Origin of the sequence: Sporomusa sphaeroides DSM 2875, from assembly GCF_001941975.2 — a bacterium.
GTDB lineage: Bacteria > Bacillota > Negativicutes > Sporomusales > Sporomusaceae > Sporomusa > Sporomusa sphaeroides.
On sequence record NZ_CP146991.1, the window covers coordinates 4,551,789 to 4,572,202 of the forward strand.

Sequence of the window (20,414 nt, forward strand, 5' to 3'; positions counted from 1 at the left end):
AATACATTTATGTTATATTTTTTCAACAATTCCCTGAAAAGTCCTCCTGCCTATTTTGTCCATAGGTCAAAAGTCCTATATGGAAACTGTCATCATAAATGGTATTATACATTTATCAGTCTATATTTAGGAGGTAAATCCGGGTGTGACTCAGTTTAAAGCTAATTTTGATGAATTAGAGCAAATATTTAACGCCACTGTTGACGGCATTTGCGTTATTGACCGGGAGTTTACCATACTGAGAATGAATGACGCATTTAGCGCCATGACAGGGATTTCACGCGAAACTTCACCCGGTAAAAAGTGCTTCGAGGTAATGCCCAAGACTGCCTGCAAAATTAAGCATTGCCCGTTGAACCAGCTATTAATCACAGGCAAAGGCTTCTCCACCGACATTACTATGACTGCTGGTACTAATGAACAAAAATATTACATTCTAACAGTCACACCACTATTTAATGCCGACGGCCAATTAATTGGTATCGTAAAAAATCTTAAAGACATCACCGAACGCAAGCGTTTGGAACAACAATTAATAACCCTCAATCAAACCTTAGAAAAAAGAGTAAATGAACGGACGCAAGAACTCAAAGACCGTGAAGCTCAGCTTATTCATATGCTGTATACCGACTCACTCACCAAACTGCCTAACCGTTTGCGGCTGCTGCGGGATGTGGAAAAATCCCAGGTACCGGTAGTGGCACTCATCAATATCGACGATTTTGAACAAATAAACAATTTTTATGGTTATGCCAAAGGCGATTTTATTCTGGTCCACCTGGCGCACCTGCTGGCAGATATACTGCCTACATCCGCCTACCAGCTTTACCGGGTGCATGCCGACGAATATGCCATCTTCCTGGATGCCCGGCGGGCGGCCAACCTCCCGGACGTTTTAGACAGTTTTGAACAGCTGGCCAAGCAAGTTACCGGAATCATACCTTCCAACAAGTTCACGAACAACCAGCAGGAAGTGCAGCTTAGGGTAACCATGGGCATAGCCTTTACGATAAGCGACAATCCAGAAAAGCTGGTCATAAAGGCAGATATCGCCTTACGCGAAGCTCGCAGCCACCGGAAACCCTATCTGTTCTTTAAAGAGTCGGAAGGCATTGATGCCCGCTATCAGGATAACATCAAATGGGCCAATTTACTGCAGGATGCGATTAAACATGATCGTATCGTGCCTTATTTTCAGCCGATCTATAACCATCGACACCCGCATAACCAGCATTATGAGGTGCTGGCCCGCCTTATTGATAATCACGGCAATATTATTTCGCCGTTTCAATTTATCAACATTGCCAAAACCACCAGACAATATCCGGCTATTACCAAGGCTATTATTGAAAAATCCTTTGCCCTCTTTCATGATCTGCCTGGCGAAATCTCGATAAACCTTGATGTTGAGGATATGGAAGACCTCCCAACCACCAGCTTGATTCAAGAGCAGCTGGCAAAATATAATATAGCTGACAGAGTAGTTTTTGAGGTGCTGGAAAACCATCGTCTTGAAGGCCACACTGCGGCGGTCCAGTTTTTGCAAACACTAAAAGCCGCCGGCTGCAAACTGGCTGTCGACGATTTTGGCTCAGGCTACTCCAACTTTGCCTACGTCCTCTCCCTGGATTTTGACTATCTGAAAATTGATGCTTCCCTGATTAAAAATATTGATAAAGATTCCCATTCCCAGACAATAGTCAAAAGCATAGTCACCTTCGCTCAGGACATGGGCATTAAAACCATTGCCGAATTTGTCCATTCGGAATCGGTATTTGACGCTGTTCAGAATTGTAATATAGATTTTTCCCAGGGATACTATATTGGTAAGCCCGGCCCCTGGCCGGTAGTTATATGACAAAAAAATCCGTTATACCAGTTTATCATAAGCCATAGCAAGAAACCCTAGACTTATTTGCCGTAAGTCTGGGGTTTCTTGCTATACTGCCAAATGCACGTTACTTAGCCGGCCATGTTCGCACACTACCGCACTATAAAAGCATATTTTCAAAACAACCAAGTAATAGGGAAATTTTTCAAGCTACATTCTGTAAGAAGAAGAAATGATGAAATTAATCAAAAAAACCTTGCTAAAATGCCTATTTTTGCCCAATTTCGCTCTTGATTTTCAGTAACAAATTTTTATAATTATACTTGTTAGCACTCAACGATTGAGAGTGCTAACAAAAAAAATACACAAAGGGGGTTTTGCCCATGATCAAACCATTAAGCGACAGGGTAGTCATCCAAGCTTTGGAACGAGAAGAAAAGACCAAGAGCGGTATTGTCCTTCCCGATACTGCTAAAGAAAAGCCCCAGGAAGGCAGAATTGTGGCTGTCGGCAACGGCAGACTTCTGGATAACGGCCAGCGCGTATCCCTCGACGTCAAAGCAGGCGACAAGGTTATGTTCTCTAAATACGCTGGCACTGAAATCAAAATCGATGGACAGGACTACCTCATTCTCAGCGAGCGGGATGTCCTGGCAATTATTGAATAAATAAAGGGGGTAAAGCAACATGGCGAAACAAATTATTTTTGACGAAGAAGCACGCCGGGCACTGGAAAGGGGCGTCAATGCGCTGGCGAACGCGGTAAAAGTCACTTTAGGCCCCAAAGGGCGCAATGTCGTGCTGGATAAAAAATTTGGCGCGCCGACGATTACCAATGATGGCGTGACCATTGCCCGGGACATTGACTTAGAAGATCCGTTTGAAAATATGGGAGCCCAACTCGTTAAAGTGGTTGCCACAAAAACTAACGATGTGGCCGGTGACGGAACCACTACCGCCACGCTGCTGGCTCAAGCCATGGTCCGCGAAGGTATGCGCAATGTAGCTGCCGGCGCCAACCCGATGATCATTAAAAAAGGCATTGAGCGGTCGGTTACCGCACTGGTAGATGAAATTAGACAGGGCGCCAAAAAAGTGGAGACTAAGGATGCCATTGCCCAGGTGGCTTCGATTTCAGCGTCCGATGAAGAAATTGGCAAGTTGATTGCCGAAGCTATGGACAAAGTAGGCAAAGACGGTGTTATTACTGTAGAAGAAGCCAAGACCATGGGTACCGACCTTGAAGTCGTGGAGGGCATGCAATTTGACCGAGGCTACATATCGCCGTACATGATTACTGACACCGACAAAATGGAAGCTGTACTCAGCGAGCCTTACATCCTGATCACCGACCGTAAGATTGGGGCCATCGCCGATTTGCTGCCCATATTGGAAAAAGTCGTTAAACAGGGTAAAGAACTGTTAATTATTGCTGAAGATGTTGAGGGCGAAGCACTCGCTACGCTTGTAGTCAATAAACTTCGCGGCACTTTCCGGGCCGTTGCCGTAAAAGCCCCCGGCTTTGGCGACCGCCGCAAAGCTATGCTGGAAGACATCGCTATTTTAACCGGTGGTAATGTAATCACCGAAGATCTTGGCCGCAAGCTGGACAGTGTTGAACTAAGCGATCTTGGCCGGGCCCGCCTGGTTCGCGTCGCCAAGGAAGAAACCACAATTGTTGACGGCTCCGGTTCTGCTGATACCATAAAAGGCCGCGTTGGCCAGCTCAAAGCCCAGATCGACGAAACTACCTCCGACTACGACAAGGAAAAACTGCAAGAGCGTTTGGCCAGGCTGGCTGGCGGAGTCGCCGTCATCCGCGTCGGTGCTGCCACCGAAGTAGAACTGAAGGAAAAGAAACTTCGTATTGAAGATGCGCTTAATGCCACCCGAGCTGCGGTTGAGGAAGGTATTATCCCTGGCGGCGGCACGGCCTTCATTGATGTACTTCCTGTTCTCGACAAGATCATTGCTGCCGGCGACGAAGCAACCGGCGTAGCTATCGTAAAACGCGCCGTCGAAGAACCGCTGCGGCAAATCGCCAACAATGCCGGCCTCGAAGGATCAGTTATCGTCGAAAATGTCAAAAAAGCCGGCAAGGGCATTGGCTTTAATGCTCTGACAGAAGAATACACTGACATGATTGCCGCCGGTATCGTCGATCCGGCAAAGGTAACCCGCTCTGCCCTGCAAAACGCAGCCAGTATTGCGGCCATGGTGCTTACCACTGAAACCTTGGTCGCTGACAAACCGAAAAAAGAACCCCCGCTGCCCGGTGGAGGAATGGACGGGATGATGTAGGCGGCAAATAAACCTTGGTAATGTGCACACTATAACTACTACCAAAAAGAAAAGGAGATGGTCGTATGTTCGGTTTAGTACCCTTCCGAAACCGGAATTTGCCGGCACGGGATCATTTTAACCAGCTTATGCACGGGTTCTTTGATGATGATTTTATCACCCCGTTTGGGAACATGGGCAATCCCTTCCGCATAGATCTCCGCGAAACGGAAAGCGCCTATATTGTAGAAGCAGACTTGCCCGGAATCAAAAAAGGCGATATCACTTTACAATATGAAAACCAGTATCTGACTATTTCCGCCAAACGGGATGAGACTAGCGAAGTAAAAGATAATAGCTATGTACGCCGCGAAAGACGGTACGGACAATTTCAGAGAAGCATCTATATAGATAATGTTATGGATGATAAGATTGATGCAAAATTTGATGACGGTGTACTTACGGTAACTTTACCAAAACAAGACAAAACTAAAAAACGTCCGGGAAACATTCCTATACGCTAACGTGAATAACTGTCAGGGGACAAATTGACTTTTCTTATAAAACAAGGTCAATTTGTCCCCTTTAACAGTTAAATTAATAAGAATCGGCGACTCCAGCGTAACAAATACAGCCCCGGTTTCCAGCCTGAACTATTTCTTTAGCTAAATAAAATGGCCTCTCCCTCGCAGGAGAAGCCAAAGAATAAACTAACCTACAGTGGGAAACACAACCATGGGTAACACCCCTGACGCGGACGACAGAACTGGCGCGGTCGGCAGGACCAGCGCGGATTGCAGTTCCACCGGGGATTACAGTATCGCCGCGGATTGCAGCCAAAACCTAAGCCTAACCCCAAACCAACTACAAAAGGCAATACTTGCCGGTCTTCTCTGGTTTGGAATTCTTTTGCTTCCCAGTCATCGTCATCATCATCGTCGTCCCAGTCTTCAATTTCAGGCTCTTCCCAATAGGGACGCTTTCTATTATTCAAGTAAGTCCCTCCTTTACATGCCTTTGCTACATAATATGCAGACATCTGCAGTATTGCTACCGGAATAGCACAATAACCAAATATAACTCTCAGTATCCTATGAGGCAGTGTTGAAACGACCTCTCCCAGACATAAAAAAACCGACGGACGCCAAAAAACATCCATCGGTTTTTTTCTTTGCCTATACCTTAAACTTCATAATCATATCTTTTAGCTCTGCCGCCATGCTGGTCAGTTGTTCGGCACTGGCAGCCACTGTTTCCACGACGCCGGCTGTCTGCTCGGCACCGTCGGCTACTTCTTTACTAAGCCCTGCAGTCTCCTGCAACCCTTGCGCCATGCTGTTGATCAGCACCACAATCCGGCTTGAGGTCGCCACTTCCTCCTCAGCTACCTTCATAATCTGGTCAATATCAACTACCGTTTCACCGGCAGCCGTCAGGATGCTGTCAAGTGCATTGCTGACAGAACCGGTGGAGTCCACCACCTGCTCCATACCCGCCCGGCCATGTTGGGCAGCTGTCACAGCAGCGACGGTAGTATCTGTGACCTTGGCTAAGAGGGCGGCTACTTCCTGGGCTCCCTGACTTGACTGTTCGGCCAGTCTGCGCACCTCGTCAGCCACTACCGCAAAGCCGCGTCCGGCTTCGCCTGCCCTGGCGGCCTCGATGGCGGCGTTTAAGGCCAGCAGGTTGGTTTGAGCCGCAATGCCGGTAATGGTTTCCGTAATAACACCAATCTGGCTGGAATAAGCGTTAAGTTGGTTGATGAAGCCTTCGGTTTCGGTGATTTTAGTCTGCATCTGCGTAATACTGGCTACTGTAGCGGCTACTGTTGACTGCCCGGACATGGCCGCCTGGGAAGTAACGGCAGAAGTGCCCTGGGCAGAGACCGCCCGTTCCTTAGCCAGAGTTATTAGCCCAGCCAAGTCGGACACCACTGCGGCGGCTGTCTGGGCTGCCGCTTCCCCGGACTGAGCATTGTCAGCCACCCGCACCATATTACCGGCCACTTCCGTAACCGTAGAGCTCATCTCCTGACTGGAAGCAGCCAAATGCTCCGATGCCGCGGCTATCTCCCCGCTGGCCCGGCCGACAGCGGCAACAAGCTCAGCCTGATTGGAAATCATAGTATTAAACGCTTCCGTTAACCGGCCAATTTCATCCCTGGAAGTTACCTCCGCCTTCACCGTCAGGTCGCCTGCACCAGCCCGCTGCATCAAAGCCTCTACGGTTTGAATGGGCTTGGTCAGCTTGCGTGCCGACCAGACAGAAAAGCCAATCCCGAGAAGGAGAACAAGCAAGCCTGTTGTTCCCAGTGTAACCAGAATCTTATTCCGCGCAGCCAGCGCTTCGACTTCTGATTTTCCGGCAAACAGCACACCCACCGGCTGCTCATTACTGCCGATAAGCGGCTCATAATAGGTAATATACGGTATACCCAAAATCTTGGCATCCCCGGCAAAAGCCTGACCGCTGCCGGTTACTATTTCGGCAATTTTGCCATCCAAATTAGTTCCCACTACCCGTTTGCCATCCTGCATTATGGTAGTAGCTACCCGGACATTGCCGGCAAAAACCGTTACATCCACCTTGTGAATGGCTTTAATTTTGTCAACAAAAGCATCATGATTGACGGCAGAACCGGCGACAACTGCGCCAATCGTACTGCCTGCCGCATCTTTAACAGGCACAACCGACACCACCATAATGGTCTCGCCCGGCACAGCCTCATAATATGCGGCTGCGCCCCGCTGCATATGCTTTGCAGCTGTCTGTTGATTAACAGGCTTGCCTGTACTGGCAAGCATACGCCCCTGCCGGTCCAGCAGCTGAACAGCAGTAACATGTCCCTGGCTCACACCGGCAATCGCCCGCAAAGCGGCAGCAGGATCTTGAGCGGCCAGCGCCTGAACAATATCCGGCCGGCTGGCCGCCATTGCCGTCACCGCATTAGTCTCTTCCCGGTAGCCGTCAAGCTCCAAACGCAAACCGGCCACACCCTGAACCGCCGCTTCCCGGTTGACACTGTCGGCATAACGGGTGAAAAAATAGCTACTCCCGCTCAGCAGCAAAACAATCACTGCTAAAATGATACAACCGGTATAAAGCGACTGCTTAAACTGGATACTTTGAAACATGAAAAGTCCCTCCTCACGTTCGGAAAACAATTATTACTTAGTTTTTATAATTAAATAAATTCTAACTAAAATCGTAAAATCCTCTAGGTTAGAAAAATTTTCTTAACCGGCGAGTTAATACACCCCCTATGTTGGAGGACGTAAGTTCACCCAGGGTAGACTCTGATTAAATCCAATGTTTCGTTTCTTCTGAACAGGTCTCATTAAATAAGTCCTTTGGCAAGATATACCTTGTGCGCCGCCGACCGCCAGTCATGCAGCTTCCTGCCAAAGGCTACCGCGCCGGCCAACGCCAGTATCCCTCCCAGCAAAAAGGTATACGAAGTCCCGATAATACCGGCCACATGACCGGCCATCAAACTGCCAATAGGCGCGATACCGCCAAAAGACAGCACATACAAACTCATGACCCGGCCGCGCTTATCCTCATCCACCAGGGTTTGAATGATGGTATTGGTGGAAGCCATCTGAGCAATAATGCCGAAACCCATAATAAAAGCAATGACCAGTGAAAGTTCGAGACGTACCGACAGCGCAAACGCCATTAAACCCACCGAAAAAATAATTGATGTTACGGCAATCACCTTTTCAATGCCCACAATACTTGGACGTGACGCCAAAAAAATAGTTCCCACAAAGGCCCCGGCACCGAATGCCGCCATGAGCCACCCCAAAGTATCAGGACCACCGCCAAGTACTTCCCCGGCAAACAGCGGCATCAGCGGCAAAACGGGAAAGCCTACCAGACTCATCAACGCCAGCAACAATAGCACCATCCTAATCGGCAGCGAATTATAGGTATAGGCAAAACCTTCCTTTAAGCCGCCTGCTATGTTGCTGGAAGTTCCGGCAGCCGTTTGCGCTACCGTAATCTTCATTGCCAGCAACGCCCCAATGATTGCAATATAACTCAAGCCATTGAACAAATAACACAGCCCCTCGCCAAACACGGCAATTGCCAAACCGGCCACCGACGGACCGATAATTCTCGCACCATTAAACATGGCAGAATTGAGGGCAATGGCATTGGCCAAATCGTCCTTATCCTCAACGATTTGAGAAATAAATGCCTGCCTGGCAGGCATATCAAACGAATTAATAATACCCAGAAACGCATTAAGTACAACAATATGCCACACAGCTACTATGCCGCTAAATACCAAGCCTGCCAGCAGCAGCGCCTGAACCATGCTCAGTACCTGTGTCCAAATAATTACCCGGTATCGATTCCAGCGATCCAGCAGCACCCCGGCAATAGGAATCAGCACCACACCGGCAATTTGTCCGCTAAAGTCGACATTCCCCAAAACCTCCGGCGACTGCGTCAGACGATATACCAGCCAAACGGTAGCCGTCCGCTGCATCCAGGTACCGATAAGCGACATACCATGACCAAAGTAAAACAAGCGGAAATTGTGGTGTTTGAGTGCCCGAAAGGTCTCCCTCACAGCTAATCCTGCCATTTGCCACCTCCCAACGTGTTGGCAATTAATAGTGTATTCCAGAAAATAGACAGAGTCAACCTGTACTGCGGAGTATGAACAAAAGGGCGGCTCCTGCCTTTCTGCATCACAATCAGCAATGGGGCTGTCGCAAAACGTTTTTTCAAAAAAACGCAAAGCGACGCCCTTTTTTTGAGTAAACAGGCAAGAAACAGGCAGACAAACGCAGAAAAATAAACCCACTGGCGGGCTTATGGGCATGACAAAACAGAGGAAAGCTTTCCCCCTAAGAAAAAATATGTATATGCTTGTCAGGCTGTTTTAGGAATATGTAAATAGGTTCCACACCGGTCCTTTTGGATCTTGTTGTGGAGTTTGTTTAGGTTGTACCCCATACACAGTAAGAGAAATTCCGTCTGCACTTTGATGCTGCTCCTCAGCAGAAATCGCCGGAAGCCCATGTCCTGTTTGAGTACCCCAAAGGCTCCCTCTACCTGAATGGAACGGTTTAGGCGCAGCAGGATGCCTGCTTTGCTTTGGATACGCTCCTGCATTTGCCGCCTTTGTCGGAGAAAGGTTTTGGATACATACAGGTTCTTGCTCCTCTCTTCAAGCGGTGTCTTGCTTTTCCCTTTGATGCATTGGGCCTTATGCTCACAGCCGGCACACTCGGTGCAGGTGTAGACTGTTGTCACAATGGCATAGCCCGCCTTAGACCGGGTCTTTTTCTCATATGCCGCCCGGATTGGGTGGCCCTTGTGGCAGCGATAGCTGTCACTGCTCTCAGCGTAGGGCATATTTTCCCGCCTGCCGATATCGCTCTTGTACTTGCGGGTTTTGGCCTTTTCATAATTGGCCGGTTTAATGAACGCGGTTAGTTTGTTTTCTTCGCACCAGGTGTAGTTTTCCTCGCTCTCAAAGCCTGCGTCTGCTACCGGCTTGGTATAGCCCAATCCCTGAAGCTTCTTGAGCATTGGAATTAAGGTCTGGCTGTCGCTTCGCTCCTGAGTGATAGTGGCACCTACGATATATTCGGCATCCACTGCCAAGGTGGCATTGTAGCCGGGCTTTAACTGCCCGTTTTTCATGTGGTCTTCTTTCATCCGCAGGAACGTGGCGTCGCGGTCGGTTTTGGAAAAGCTGTTGCGTTCCCCGAAGCTGTGGTTGTAGTCGTCATATTTTTTCTGTCGGAGAAGGTATTGTTCCACCGTTTCCACCGCCCGCTGCAGCACACTTTTACGCTGCCCCTTACCGTTAACAAAGACGATGCCTTGTCGCGCCTGCAGCACTTTGAGCTGTTTGCGCAGCTTTTTCAGGTCTTTGGCTTTGATCTTCTGGCCGACGTGAAAGCGCAGTCCCAGCTTTGCTGCAAGGACCGGCAATTGTACTTTCATTTTGGCCTGCATCTTTTGTTCATTGCTTTGTGTTGATTTCTTCCAGACAAAGCTGTAGCGGTTGGCATTGGCCTCCAGCTTGGTGCCGTCGATAAATACGCTCGACAGTGACAATTCACCTGCATCGGCCAACTGTCCGACAAGCTGGGCGAACAGGTCGTCTATCACCTCAGTCAGTCGTTCACTGCGAAACCGGGCAATAGTCGCGTGATCGGGGGCTTTTTCCCGTCCCAACAAATAGATGAAGTTCACATCCCGCCGACAGGCCTGTTCGAGCTTACGGCTGGAATAGATGCCGTTCATGTAGCCATAGACCAGGATTTTGAATAGACGTTTCGGTGATCTCTCGATTCTGCCCAGACGGGAGTACGCGGCCTCTAATTTGCTGTAATCCATCCTTTCCAATACCGCGCTGAGTAGTCGCACCGAATCATCTGCCGGGATTATATCTCCGATGTCCATGGGTAAGACTAGTTGATATATGTTTCCATCTGTTGTATAATTTGCTTGTAATTTTTCAGTTAGCACAAACTGATTTTACAACAAAAAAATGGCTCCCGACTACTGTCGGTTGCCATTTTTTTGTTGTGAGGCTTTCCTAATGCGACAGCCCCATTGCTTCATTCCGGCCAAACAGTCACCGGCACAATAACTTTACGGTCTCCTTAGTTTAGCCCTGATGGCTCTGACAATTTCACGGGCAAACGGCCCCAGGTCATCCTCGGCGTAGGCCTTAAGTATTCCGGCCGCCACCTGACTGATGGCGCTTTTTATTACATCTGCGTTCGCATATGGCTGTGAGCGCAATGTTTCCTCAATCAGTACGGCAGCCGTCAATGCTTTTTCTGCCGCCTGTGTGTTGATATAGGTAACGGCATCAGCATTGCCGGTAACAATTTTACCCACCGGTGCAAAAACCTCCTGTACCAAGGCGGTAAGCTCGGCAGGCCGTTCATCGACAAGAATCACCGGCTCAGCCCCCATCGCTATTTCTTTTGCTTGCCCAATAAACTTGGCTCCAATACATTGGACTTGCGGGGAAGCCGTTGCCACAAGTACATGGCGGGCAACATTGGTAGCAACATTAATAATAATAAGGGCTCGCTCCATTTGATTAAAGTCTTTAATTAAACTGATAACCTCCCTGTCAGGGACTACCAAAATAATGGTTCCTAATTCTGCCAGCTCTTCCAGACTGGCGGCGGTGGGAATGCCAATCTCCTCTGCCACAGCCTGCAGCCGGCTTTCATCACGGTCAAAAATTTTAAGTTTAACATGACCGGATAGTTTTCTTGACAAGACTTTGCCCATTCGTCCTACACCAATTAAACCGACTTCTTTCATTCGCTTTTAGCCACCTCGTCTATCAGGTTACCTTCCTAGCTGTGTGTTCATACAATACAGTAAGCTCTTTTAATATATGTCTTGAAGCTATAGGTGGTGCACAACTGCGCCTACAGTAAGAAAAACCGCCGGCACAGTCCTTACAACATCAACATTAGTGAAGCGCAGGCGGATGTTAGGCATTAAACTTTCTTCATGCTTAATATATATTTAATAAATTGATAACATACTCACGCCTTGCTATTAGTACAATTTAATAAACAGCAATCAGCATGAAACCAATCAACATTCGCTTTCAATTATGAGTAGATAAAGAAGGGGGATTGCTTTTTGATTAAGTATTATGTGTTAGACACCAATGTGTTATTACACTCTCCCTATGCAATTACTGCTTTTAACGAACACATGGTAATCATTCCCGAAGTAGTGCTTGAGGAACTTGACCGGTTCAAATCCGAAACCAGTGAACGGGGTGCCAACAGCCGTCTGGTCAGCCGTATGATTGACAAGTTCCGGATCGAGGGTAATTTATTGACGGGCGTATCTCTCAACAACCAAGGCGGACTTGTGCGTATTGAAGCCAATCATCTCGATACCCATATGCCGCCTCACTGGGACAAACTAAAAGCTGATAACCGTATCCTGCAAGTATGCAAAGGGCTTGCCGAGGACAATTTGCCTACCGTGTTAGTCAGCCGGGATACCAATATGCGGGTAAAAGCCGCTATATTAGGCATTCAGGCCGAAGATTTCCGTAATGAAAAAGTCGCCAGCGTGGAAGAACAATACACAGGCCGCGCCATAGTGTATACCGCCTCCAACATCATTGATGCGTTTCATCAGGATGACGGCAATTATCTGGACCCAAGCGTGCTCCAGGTTTTTGACGAAGCCACCCATACTATGCTGCCCATCGAACTGGTAACCAATCAGTTTTTGTTAATTCGTTCCACCGATAACGACCGCCATACCGCCCTTGGGCGTTTTGACGGTCAAAAAATCGTGCATCTCAAATACCGCAGCCGTAATCCTTTCGGTGTTTCACCGCGCAATGTCGGGCAGGTGTTCATGCAAGAATGCCTGATGCTGAGCGCGGAAGAAGCACCGCTTGTTATTATTAAGGGCCCGGCCGGTACGGCTAAAACTTTCTATTCGCTGGCCGTCGGCCTCTATAACCATCTGGACTGCCGCCCCCGTGCCTACCACCATGTATTAATCTGCCGTCCAAATGTACCCATGGATGAAGATCTTGGTTTTCTTCCCGGCTCGGAACAGGATAAGATCGATCCCTATATGCGCGCTATTCGCGACAATCTGTTTACCCTCATGTCAAGTCACAACATGACTGAGCCAAAAGAAATTGAGCAAGCCGAAGACACGGTGCAAATGCTGTTTGATAAACACATTATTCAGACCGAAGCCCTGGCCTACCAACGTGGCCGCTCACTACAAAAATACTGGATTATTCTTGATGAAATGCAAAACTCTACTCCCCGCCAGGCCAAAGGAGTTATTACCCGTCCCGGCCTGGGCACCAAAATCATTCTCTTAGGCGACCCCGAGCAAATCGACCATCCCTTCCTGGACAGCCGCACCAACGGTCTGGTCTATGCGGCCGAGAAAATGAAAGGCAGCAAGCTGTGCTTCCAGGTAACCTTAGACCATGATGAATGCGAGCGTTCCCCCCTTGCCGCCGAAGCGTCATTAAGACTCTAAGAGAGTAAAATATAAAATCCCGCCCCTTTTCAGGGTGCGGGATTTTATATTAGACCAGCCACTGGACAACAGCCAATACCAGTCCGGCTATACCACCGACAAATACGCCATTAATCCGAATCCAGTCAAGATCTTCGCCAGCCTTGTCTTCAATAAATTGGTTAAGTTCCTCATCGGAAAGCTTACGCAGCGCACTGCCGGCAACTTGGCCGACAAGCGAATGCTCCTTATTGAAGATGTCGGTCAGCAACGTTTTCAAATAAGTTTCTGCCCGGTGCTGCAAAAGAGTGCTTTCCTTAACCTGCTGCCAATAACTTGCCAGTTGGCCGGCAAGCCAGTCAGCCACAGAGTCACGGTAAGCCGAAGGCCGCTTAAACGCCTCCAGTATCGCCTGCACCACCGCAGTCAAAGGTCCGGCAAACGAAGCCCTGGCAAGCTGGCCATTCTTCCAGTCATCAATAATGGCCGCCCACTCAGGTGTTTCCAGGTTTACGGACACCTCCTTAAGTTCTTCCTGAAACCACTGGCGCACAGGGTGCTCCGGTCCGGTCAATTCATCAACTGTACGAATAAGCTCCTCATGCAAAGCCGTTGCTGCATCCTCCAGGTTAATGCCGTCCATGCCCTCCAGTACCCCGGTAACCAGCGAAGCCAGCCAGTTCTTCTGAGCCGTGTTTTGTTTTAACTGCTCCAGATAGTTATAAATGGCCTCCCTGGTGCCCTCCTGCGCACACCTGACGGCAAGCTCGTTAACCACTGCCGTATAAAGCTCTCCTCCCTTTTCCTCCTGCAGGGTCCAGCGAAGCAGGGCAGCAGCCTGCGGGGCAGCCGACTGTCGTCTGAATATAACTTTAAGCAAACGTTCACCATATTTGCCAACCGCCCCGGGATCTATCGTCTGGGCCAGTTCTGCCAGCAAAGTATCCAAAACCGTTCTGACACCGGCTTTACTCATATGAGTTCCGGCATATGCCGTCAGTTTATCCAGAATATTAACCTGGTGAATCCGGTCGGCAATTGACTGTTTATTAAAGAAATCCTGCTCAATAGTACGGGTTAATGCCTCAATAATCCGGTCACGGTTGCGGGGAACAAGCGCGGTATGATAAGGAAATCCCAGCGGCCGGCGAAATAATGCCGTAACGGCGAACCAGTCGGCAACACCACCGGCCAGACTGGCTTCACTGATCGTTAACAAGGCGGCTGCCAGCTCATTGCCGGGATAATGATACTTTAACGCCAACGCACCGGCAAACAAACCGCCTGCTGCCGCAAGTACCGTATTGGCCTGCCGCTTAACCGGCCTCATGGCGTCACTCCTGCCACATAGGCGATCACAAATAAGATCATGCCCACAAAGCCCCCGACAACCGAACCATTAATGCGAATCATTTGCAAGTCATCCTTAACTTTATCTTCAATATAGTGCACCAGATCATCATTGCTGAAGCTTTCCAAATAAGCGCTGACAATCCGGCCAATTTCACCATGATTTTGGCCGACCCAGCGGCTGATCCAATCAGCCAGGTAATTATCAAAACCGGCCTGACGCTCCGGGTCGCCAACAAATTCATCGGCCAGCTTCATCGCCTGCCTAACCGCCCACTTACTGCCGCCGGCAAGCATCTCCGGCTGAGAAGCCGGCAGTTCTGCCAATTGCCCGGCAATCCTTACCACCAGTGGGCGGAGTTCCATTTCAGCCTTCTCAGCCAACACCGGATCTGTCTGCAAACCATCGGCCAGGGTGACCGCCCAGTCGCGCAACCGCTCACGCAGCGGATGCTCCTGGTCGTATATTGCTTCCAACCATGCCGCCGTTTTTTTCTGAATGATGACGGCAACGTTAACCGGATCAAGCTTTAATAATTCCTGCAATATCCATTTTACCAGCTTGCGCTCACCATGCCTGGCGGCATAGGAATTCAGCGCGCCGCGGTATATATCGGCAATCAGCTTGGTCATATACGGCTCACCCAGCAAGCGTTTCCCTTCAGTAATGAGAAAATCTATGCATTTATCCGCAAAGCCATGCTCTATCGACCAACGTAAAGCCTGACCGGCCAGCGGTGCTGCCTGCACACGCCCCGGGTGCTCTGCCAGCAGCCTGTCCAGCGCCGCTGACAGTTCTGCTGCCCGGATGCCGGTTGCCGCCTCCCGCAGCACATCTTCAGTTAATACCTGCAGCTGCTGCCTGGCCTCAGGCCTGTTGGCACAGCTCAGCAGCAGCCGGGCCAGTCCGGCTTTGGCCAGCGTGTCTTTGATATTGGCGGCAGTAATAATTTCTTCTTCTACCATAGCAACAATGGCGCTAAAAATGCGTTCACGATTTTTGGGGATAATGGCGGTACGGAATGGAATATTCAGCGGCCGGCGAAACAAGGCGGTTACTGCATACCAATCAGCCAGGCCCCCGACCATAGCCGCACCAAAGCCGCTATGCACCAGCCCGCCCCAAAAACTGTATTGCCAGGGATAACTCAGGCAAAACCCGGCAGCGGCAGCAGCCAGGGTTAAGCCTGCTTTACTGCTATTGTCAATACGCAAGCGATTCCCGTCCTTTACAGTTATTTAACAATTATAAAATCAACCGCTTAGTCATGAGCTTTACGGCCAGCGGCATTAACAAAGCCGCCAGCAGCACCAGCACCCCGGCATGCACCAGCAGGCTGGGATTACTGTTTCCCAAAACCAGCGCCCGACATACTTCCACACTGTGATAAATCGGATTAAACCAGGCTACCGCCTGTGCCCATCCCGGCATGGAATGGATGGGAAAAAATACGCCGGAAAAGAGATAAGCCGGTGTTAAAAACAAGGTTATGTAGTAATTAAATTTATCAATATTCTCAATGAGACCGGTATAACAAATGGCTAACAGGGAAAATGCCAGCCCCGGAATAGCCAAAAACAACGGAATCAATAATGCCCACCAGGACTGGACTTGCCCCAGGGCGGTAATGACTGTCAGAATAACCAGCCCAAACAGCATGCTCTTACAGGTGCCGTACAAAACATCGCCGGCAACAATATCGCGGACAGTAACCGGACCGGCCAGCATAGCATGAAAAGTCTTTTGGTAATGGAGTCTGACAAAACTGCCATACGTACACTCAAACGAAGCGGCAAACATGGCTGAAGAAGCCACCATTCCTGGCGCAATATACTGGATATAGGACAACCCGTCGATATCCCGGACAAAGCTCCCCAGTCCATACCCCATAGCCGTAAGATAGAGCAGCGGTTCAATAAAATTGAACATTACATTCGTAAACCATATCTTTTTAAACACTGCCAGGTGGCGGGCAAAAATCCGCAAAATGGCCATTATGCTTCGCCCCCTGAGCCGGTCAGCTTCAAAAACACATCCTCCAGATTGGACGGTCTGAGCAGGCAGGCATGCTGCGGCAGCCCCCACTCTTCCAGGCTGTGCCACAAGGCCTTCCCGTCGGCAGCATATAAAAAGAGACCATCCACCACCTGGATAACCTGACCGCCCCAGGCCGTAACCTTCTCCGCCAAACCGGCCGGCAATTCGCTTAGCGGCAGATGCACCTCAATCGCGTCAGGCAAAACATAGGTTTCAATCAAATGATGCGGGCTGCCTTCGGCCAAAATAATACCCTCATGCATGATGACCAGCCGGTCGCATAGCTGTACCGCCTCCTCCATGTAATGGGTCGTCAAAATCAGTGTCACACCACTGGCTTTAAGGCTGCGGAGCTTTTGCCACACCAAATGCCTGGCCTGAGGATCAAGCCCGGTGGTCGGTTCGTCCAGAATCACAATGTCCGGCTGGTTTATCAGAGCCCGGGCAATGACCAGCCGCCGCTTCAGGCCGCCTGACAAGCTTTCGATCTTATTATGCTGCTTATCTTCAAGTCCCATGAAATTGAGCAGCTCCTGTCCCCGCTTCCTGGACTCGGTGCGGGTAAGGCCAAAAACCACGCCATAAGCCTCCAGATTCTCAAGGACAGTCAATTCCACGTCCAAATTGTCCTCCTGGGGCACAACACCCAGCCGGGCCTTAATCGCCGGCGGCGTCAGTCTGACCGGCTCTCGAAACAGCCACAGCCGGCCCTCCTCTACCGTGGACATGCCATACATCATGCGCATGGTCGTAGTTTTACCCGCACCGTTATGACCTAAAAAGCCATAGCACTCTCCGGCCTGAATGCTGAAGGAAATGCCTTTAAGCGCCCGAAAGCTGCCATATGTTTTGCCAAGGTTTTCGGCCCTGACAATTTGTTCATTCATGCTATCATCCTTCCATAGAGAAAAAGAGCAGTGGTATTATTCTAATAATACCACTGCTCTCAAAAATTCACCACACTATGCCGGTTTTACTTACTAACATTGCCAATTATAATTGCCTCTCAAGACTGCCGGCGTACAAACACAATCCAATCGCCGGCCTGCTGATGTTGTTTCAGCAAGTCGGGTATATCAGCAGAATCCTCCAGATAAACAGGCGTAATAACGGCTATCCGCAAATCCGGCTGTAACAACTGCAGCTTTTCCACAACTCCCAGCCGCCATTTACTGTGAAAATCACCCTGGTAATGGATAATTTTATACTCAGGATGGGCCTGACGGTAGTTGGCAATACTCTCTGCCATCGTATCATCCTTCAGGCACTGCGCCTTATAATAATCCTCAAGTTTATCCGGGCTGACCGGCATTGTTCCCGCTTTACCGATTTCAGTCATATGGGCGAGAAACCGTTCCCGGTATTCCCCGTCCGGGGTAAGATGAAGCTGCGGCAGGTAACCCGTCATCTCTGGTGCGATTTGTGTCAGCGACCCGGTTTTGGCATACTGCGCCGCCAGTGTGCGGGGAATATTGGCCGCAATAACCGGCAGCGAGTTAACGCCGGCAAACGCCACTAACGGCCGGTAGGCTTCCTGATAATTATTCCACGGACGGGACTTGGCCAGAAACTCCTGTTCTGTAATTTGGCCTGCCAGATAGTCGTCAAGCTGGCCTTGCACATCACGCTCAAACATTTCCAAAGATACAGCAAGCCCGGGCTGGTGGGCAAAGGTACGTTGCAGCAGTTCCAGCTCCAGTGCATGCAAAACCGCATTATCGTGATACTCCCCGAACACCAGGACATCATACTGCTGAATGAGTCCGGCCATCGCTTCGACGGTCGTCTCCTGGCCGGCGACGGTATAAATCCGGTAATCGGCCTGAGCCGCCTGCACAGCATTGGGCATTGTCAGCAACACTATCACCGCCACAATATATTTTATTATACTCATCATAATGTAAAGGTCATGCCGGCATGGACCATGGATCCCATCAAATTAAGTTCTGCATCCTTCTTATTAAAGATATTCTTTACACCAAGCTGGCTGCTGAAATTTTCATTCCACTTTTTATTAACCGATACATTCCACAAGGCATAGGTTTTATGAATATCATCATTAGAGGAATACAAATAATCTTTCTTCCACTCGTTCCATAACACCGCACTGATACCATTTTCCCGGTTGTCATCATAATGTAGTTGTACCGTTCCCTGCTGCTTGGCCCGGCCTTCCAGCCGCTGCCCGGTCGTCCCGGTGGCATCCAGATAGGTGTAATTGAGCTTCAGCGTCAGCTTGTCCGTCAGCTTGCGGCCAATTTCAAACTCCACACCGTCAATGTCGGCCTTGTCCTCATTTAAATATTTTGAATCGGCACGCATTCCTACCCCCGGAACAAAAGACACCTTTGTATTCGTAGATATAAGGTCTTTCACATCATTAACAAAATACGATAATTTGCCAAAAGTGTTGCCTCTCTCCCCTTCGATAGCCAGCTCATAGCTGGTGGATTTCTCCGGTTTCAAATCAGGATTGCCGGTTACATGTACAGTCATACCTGCCATTCTTTTCGTCATTTCCATATACATGTCATCCAGAGTAGGTGCTTTAAAACCCTTACCAACATTTAGCTTTAAACGGGAATTGTCGTTCATTTTGTAAGTCATACCCAGTTTGGGGCTGACATTGCCGGAAAAGCGGTTGCTGTCGTCATACCGCACCGAAGGAATAACCAGCAGACGGTCATTGACCAGCCACTCATCCTGCACATAGATGGCCGAATAATCCATATCAGCTTCCGAACCTTGTTTGGTAATATTGCCGTAAGTAATGTCAAAAATATTATTACCGGTACCAATTCGCGTTCCCCGGTATTCTTCCTTTCGAATTTCACCGCCTGTTGTCAGTAAATGGTTATCAGCAATCTGCGTTGAAAGATGTCCTTCCAGGGTCCAGGTTTTACGCTTGGAAACATCAAAGTCTGTTAGTTGTCCGGTGCTATCTAAAAAGCTTTTATTAATTTTTTCATGTTCCCCATAATAAGTCCGTATTTGATAATCACCATTTTTAGCCTTACCGCGCAGCCCCAGGCTGAATTGGTCCCGGGTATTATCATAAGTGTCATTGCGAAGAGCCCCTGAGGTTTCGGTTGTGCGTCCCTTTAAATCCTCGCGCAATAAATTAATAGAGACATCAAGGAAGGTATCGTCAGATAAATCATAGGTACCTTCCAGGTTAAAATTGTCGCGCTGCCCGAATTGATTTTCAGCGGTACCATCATCATTAGTATAAGCATCGGTCTCAGTCCGGTCGGCACTGACAATCCAGGACCATTTGCTATTTTTGCCACTATCATAGCGAAGAAAATAATTTTCATTACCGACACTAAATTTATCACTGTAGCGCTGGGGGCTTAGGGAAAAAGTAAACTCTTCCTTCTCTGGTTTGCGGGTTATGATATTAATTACACCTCCCAAGGCATCTGACCCGTACATAGAACTGACTGGTCCCCGGACAATCTCAATCCGTTCAACATTCTCCATGTTAATCCGTTCCAGTTCATAGGAATTGGCAGTCGAATAACTGCCTTCTGAAACCAACCGTTTGCCATTGATCAGAATCAGTGAATGTCGTGTCGACATCCCCCGTACGGTTATATTACTGCCAGCCATCGCCGGAGCGGAAACGTTGATGCTGGTAGCCATCTGCAAGGCATCGGCCAAATTATGCGCCCCGATTTTGTCTAGATCCTCCCTGGTAATGACCTCAACAGCCGACGGGGTTTCTTTAATCTCCTGCTCGGTTCTGGTGGCTGTAATCGTTACATTGCGGGTATCAACGGCCTGTTCCTCCGCATAGACCGGCATAGCCAGTGCGGTTAATATCGACAGGCTCAGCAGCGTCAGCTTCCTGGGGCTTGTAAACACGTTTTTCATCACCACAACTCCTCATATAATTAGAATAAA

General features: G+C 49.1%; 16 protein-coding genes. 5 read left to right on the plus strand and 11 right to left on the minus strand.

Features of this window, described 5'->3' with window-relative positions:
* Nucleotides 1-145: 145 nt before the first annotated feature.
* The 4 genes from SPSPH_RS20950 to hsp18 all read left to right on the plus strand — a co-directional run bounded on the left by SPSPH_RS20950 (nt 146) and on the right by hsp18 (nt 4,635).
* Nucleotides 146-1,858 carry a GGDEF domain-containing phosphodiesterase gene (locus SPSPH_RS20950; protein ID WP_075756141.1) on the plus strand — a complete coding sequence of 571 codons (1,713 nt, stop codon included), beginning with the start codon at nt 146-148 and terminating at the stop codon, nt 1,856-1,858.
* A gap of 356 nt (nt 1,859-2,214) precedes the next feature.
* The gene (gene groES, locus SPSPH_RS20955) at nt 2,215-2,499 is read left to right on the plus strand and encodes a co-chaperone GroES (protein ID WP_075756142.1); all 285 of its coding nucleotides are present in this window, start codon (nt 2,215-2,217) and stop codon (nt 2,497-2,499) included.
* Nucleotides 2,500-2,518: 19 nt separating this feature from the next.
* Nucleotides 2,519-4,132 carry a chaperonin GroEL gene (groL, locus tag SPSPH_RS20960; RefSeq protein ID WP_075756143.1) on the plus strand — a complete coding sequence of 538 codons (1,614 nt, stop codon included), beginning with the start codon at nt 2,519-2,521 and terminating at the stop codon, nt 4,130-4,132.
* Nucleotides 4,133-4,197: 65 nt separating this feature from the next.
* On the plus strand, nt 4,198-4,635 hold the full coding sequence (gene hsp18, locus SPSPH_RS20965; RefSeq protein WP_075756144.1) for a heat shock protein Hsp18: 438 nt from the start codon (nt 4,198-4,200) through the stop codon (nt 4,633-4,635).
* Between the two features lie 191 nt (nt 4,636-4,826).
* Here the strand turns inward: hsp18 and SPSPH_RS20970 are convergent, their stop codons facing one another.
* From SPSPH_RS20970 to SPSPH_RS20990, 5 genes are all read right to left on the minus strand, one after another.
* Nucleotides 4,827-5,105 (minus strand): hypothetical protein, encoded by a 279-nt coding sequence (locus SPSPH_RS20970; protein ID WP_075756145.1) that lies wholly within the window; start codon nt 5,103-5,105, stop codon nt 4,827-4,829.
* A 181-nt stretch (nt 5,106-5,286) separates the two neighbouring features.
* Entirely contained in the window at nt 5,287-7,245 is a 1,959-nt protein-coding gene (locus SPSPH_RS20975; protein WP_075756146.1) for a methyl-accepting chemotaxis protein, read from the minus strand.
* Nucleotides 7,246-7,448: 203 nt separating this feature from the next.
* Nucleotides 7,449-8,708, minus strand: coding sequence for an MFS transporter (locus SPSPH_RS20980; RefSeq protein WP_075756147.1), 1,260 nt, complete (start codon nt 8,706-8,708; stop codon nt 7,449-7,451).
* 290 nt (nt 8,709-8,998) lie between these two features.
* Nucleotides 8,999-10,609, minus strand: a complete 1,611-nt coding sequence (locus SPSPH_RS20985) for an IS1182 family transposase (RefSeq protein WP_269147940.1) — start codon at nt 10,607-10,609, stop codon at nt 8,999-9,001.
* 126 nt (nt 10,610-10,735) lie between these two features.
* A complete protein-coding gene (locus SPSPH_RS20990; RefSeq protein ID WP_075756148.1) occupies nt 10,736-11,425 on the minus strand; it encodes an NAD(P)-binding domain-containing protein in 690 nt (229 codons plus the stop codon).
* Between the two features lie 330 nt (nt 11,426-11,755).
* Here SPSPH_RS20990 and SPSPH_RS20995 point away from each other — a divergent pair, with 330 nt between their 5' ends.
* On the plus strand, nt 11,756-13,141 hold the full coding sequence (locus tag SPSPH_RS20995) for a PhoH family protein (RefSeq protein ID WP_075756149.1): 1,386 nt from the start codon (nt 11,756-11,758) through the stop codon (nt 13,139-13,141).
* Nucleotides 13,142-13,190: 49 nt separating this feature from the next.
* On the opposite strand, the gene SPSPH_RS21000 is transcribed toward SPSPH_RS20995, so the two are convergent.
* The 6 genes from SPSPH_RS21000 to SPSPH_RS21025 all read right to left on the minus strand — a co-directional run bounded on the left by SPSPH_RS21000 (nt 13,191) and on the right by SPSPH_RS21025 (nt 20,384).
* Nucleotides 13,191-14,450, minus strand: coding sequence for a DUF445 domain-containing protein (locus tag SPSPH_RS21000; protein WP_075756150.1), 1,260 nt, complete (start codon nt 14,448-14,450; stop codon nt 13,191-13,193).
* Complete coding sequence (locus tag SPSPH_RS21005; protein ID WP_075756151.1) at nt 14,447-15,685, minus strand: DUF445 domain-containing protein; 1,239 nt, start codon at nt 15,683-15,685, stop codon at nt 14,447-14,449. Before SPSPH_RS21005 ends, SPSPH_RS21000 begins: the two co-directional genes overlap by 4 nt.
* 31 nt (nt 15,686-15,716) lie before the next feature.
* Nucleotides 15,717-16,466, minus strand: coding sequence for an ABC transporter permease (locus SPSPH_RS21010; RefSeq protein ID WP_075756152.1), 750 nt, complete (start codon nt 16,464-16,466; stop codon nt 15,717-15,719).
* On the minus strand, nt 16,466-17,395 hold the full coding sequence (locus SPSPH_RS21015; protein ID WP_075756153.1) for an ABC transporter ATP-binding protein: 930 nt from the start codon (nt 17,393-17,395) through the stop codon (nt 16,466-16,468). Before SPSPH_RS21015 ends, SPSPH_RS21010 begins: the two co-directional genes overlap by 1 nt.
* 119 nt (nt 17,396-17,514) lie before the next feature.
* On the minus strand, nt 17,515-18,405 hold the full coding sequence (locus SPSPH_RS21020; protein ID WP_083945550.1) for a ChaN family lipoprotein: 891 nt from the start codon (nt 18,403-18,405) through the stop codon (nt 17,515-17,517).
* Nucleotides 18,402-20,384, minus strand: a complete 1,983-nt coding sequence (locus SPSPH_RS21025; RefSeq protein WP_075756154.1) for a TonB-dependent receptor plug domain-containing protein — start codon at nt 20,382-20,384, stop codon at nt 18,402-18,404. Before SPSPH_RS21025 ends, SPSPH_RS21020 begins: the two co-directional genes overlap by 4 nt.
* Nucleotides 20,385-20,414: the final 30 nt, after the last annotated feature.

Bases quoted from the DNA above. Each gene is read 5' to 3' on its own strand.
- groES (WP_075756142.1), top strand. From the start codon at position 2,215: ATGATCAAACCATTAAGCGACAGGGTAGTCATCCAAGCTTTGGAACGA.
- groL (WP_075756143.1), top strand. From the start codon at position 2,519: ATGGCGAAACAAATTATTTTTGACGAAGAAGCACGCCGGGCACTGGAA.
- hsp18 (WP_075756144.1), top strand. From the start codon at position 4,198: ATGTTCGGTTTAGTACCCTTCCGAAACCGGAATTTGCCGGCACGGGAT.
- SPSPH_RS20975 (WP_075756146.1), bottom strand. From the start codon at position 7,245: ATGTTTCAAAGTATCCAGTTTAAGCAGTCGCTTTATACCGGTTGTATC.
- SPSPH_RS20980 (WP_075756147.1), bottom strand. From the start codon at position 8,708: ATGGCAGGATTAGCTGTGAGGGAGACCTTTCGGGCACTCAAACACCAC.
- SPSPH_RS20990 (WP_075756148.1), bottom strand. From the start codon at position 11,425: ATGAAAGAAGTCGGTTTAATTGGTGTAGGACGAATGGGCAAAGTCTTG.
- SPSPH_RS21000 (WP_075756150.1), bottom strand. From the start codon at position 14,450: ATGAGGCCGGTTAAGCGGCAGGCCAATACGGTACTTGCGGCAGCAGGC.
- SPSPH_RS21010 (WP_075756152.1), bottom strand. From the start codon at position 16,466: ATGGCCATTTTGCGGATTTTTGCCCGCCACCTGGCAGTGTTTAAAAAG.
- SPSPH_RS21015 (WP_075756153.1), bottom strand. From the start codon at position 17,395: ATGAATGAACAAATTGTCAGGGCCGAAAACCTTGGCAAAACATATGGC.
- SPSPH_RS21020 (WP_083945550.1), bottom strand. From the start codon at position 18,405: ATGATGAGTATAATAAAATATATTGTGGCGGTGATAGTGTTGCTGACA.
- SPSPH_RS21025 (WP_075756154.1), bottom strand. From the start codon at position 20,384: ATGAAAAACGTGTTTACAAGCCCCAGGAAGCTGACGCTGCTGAGCCTG.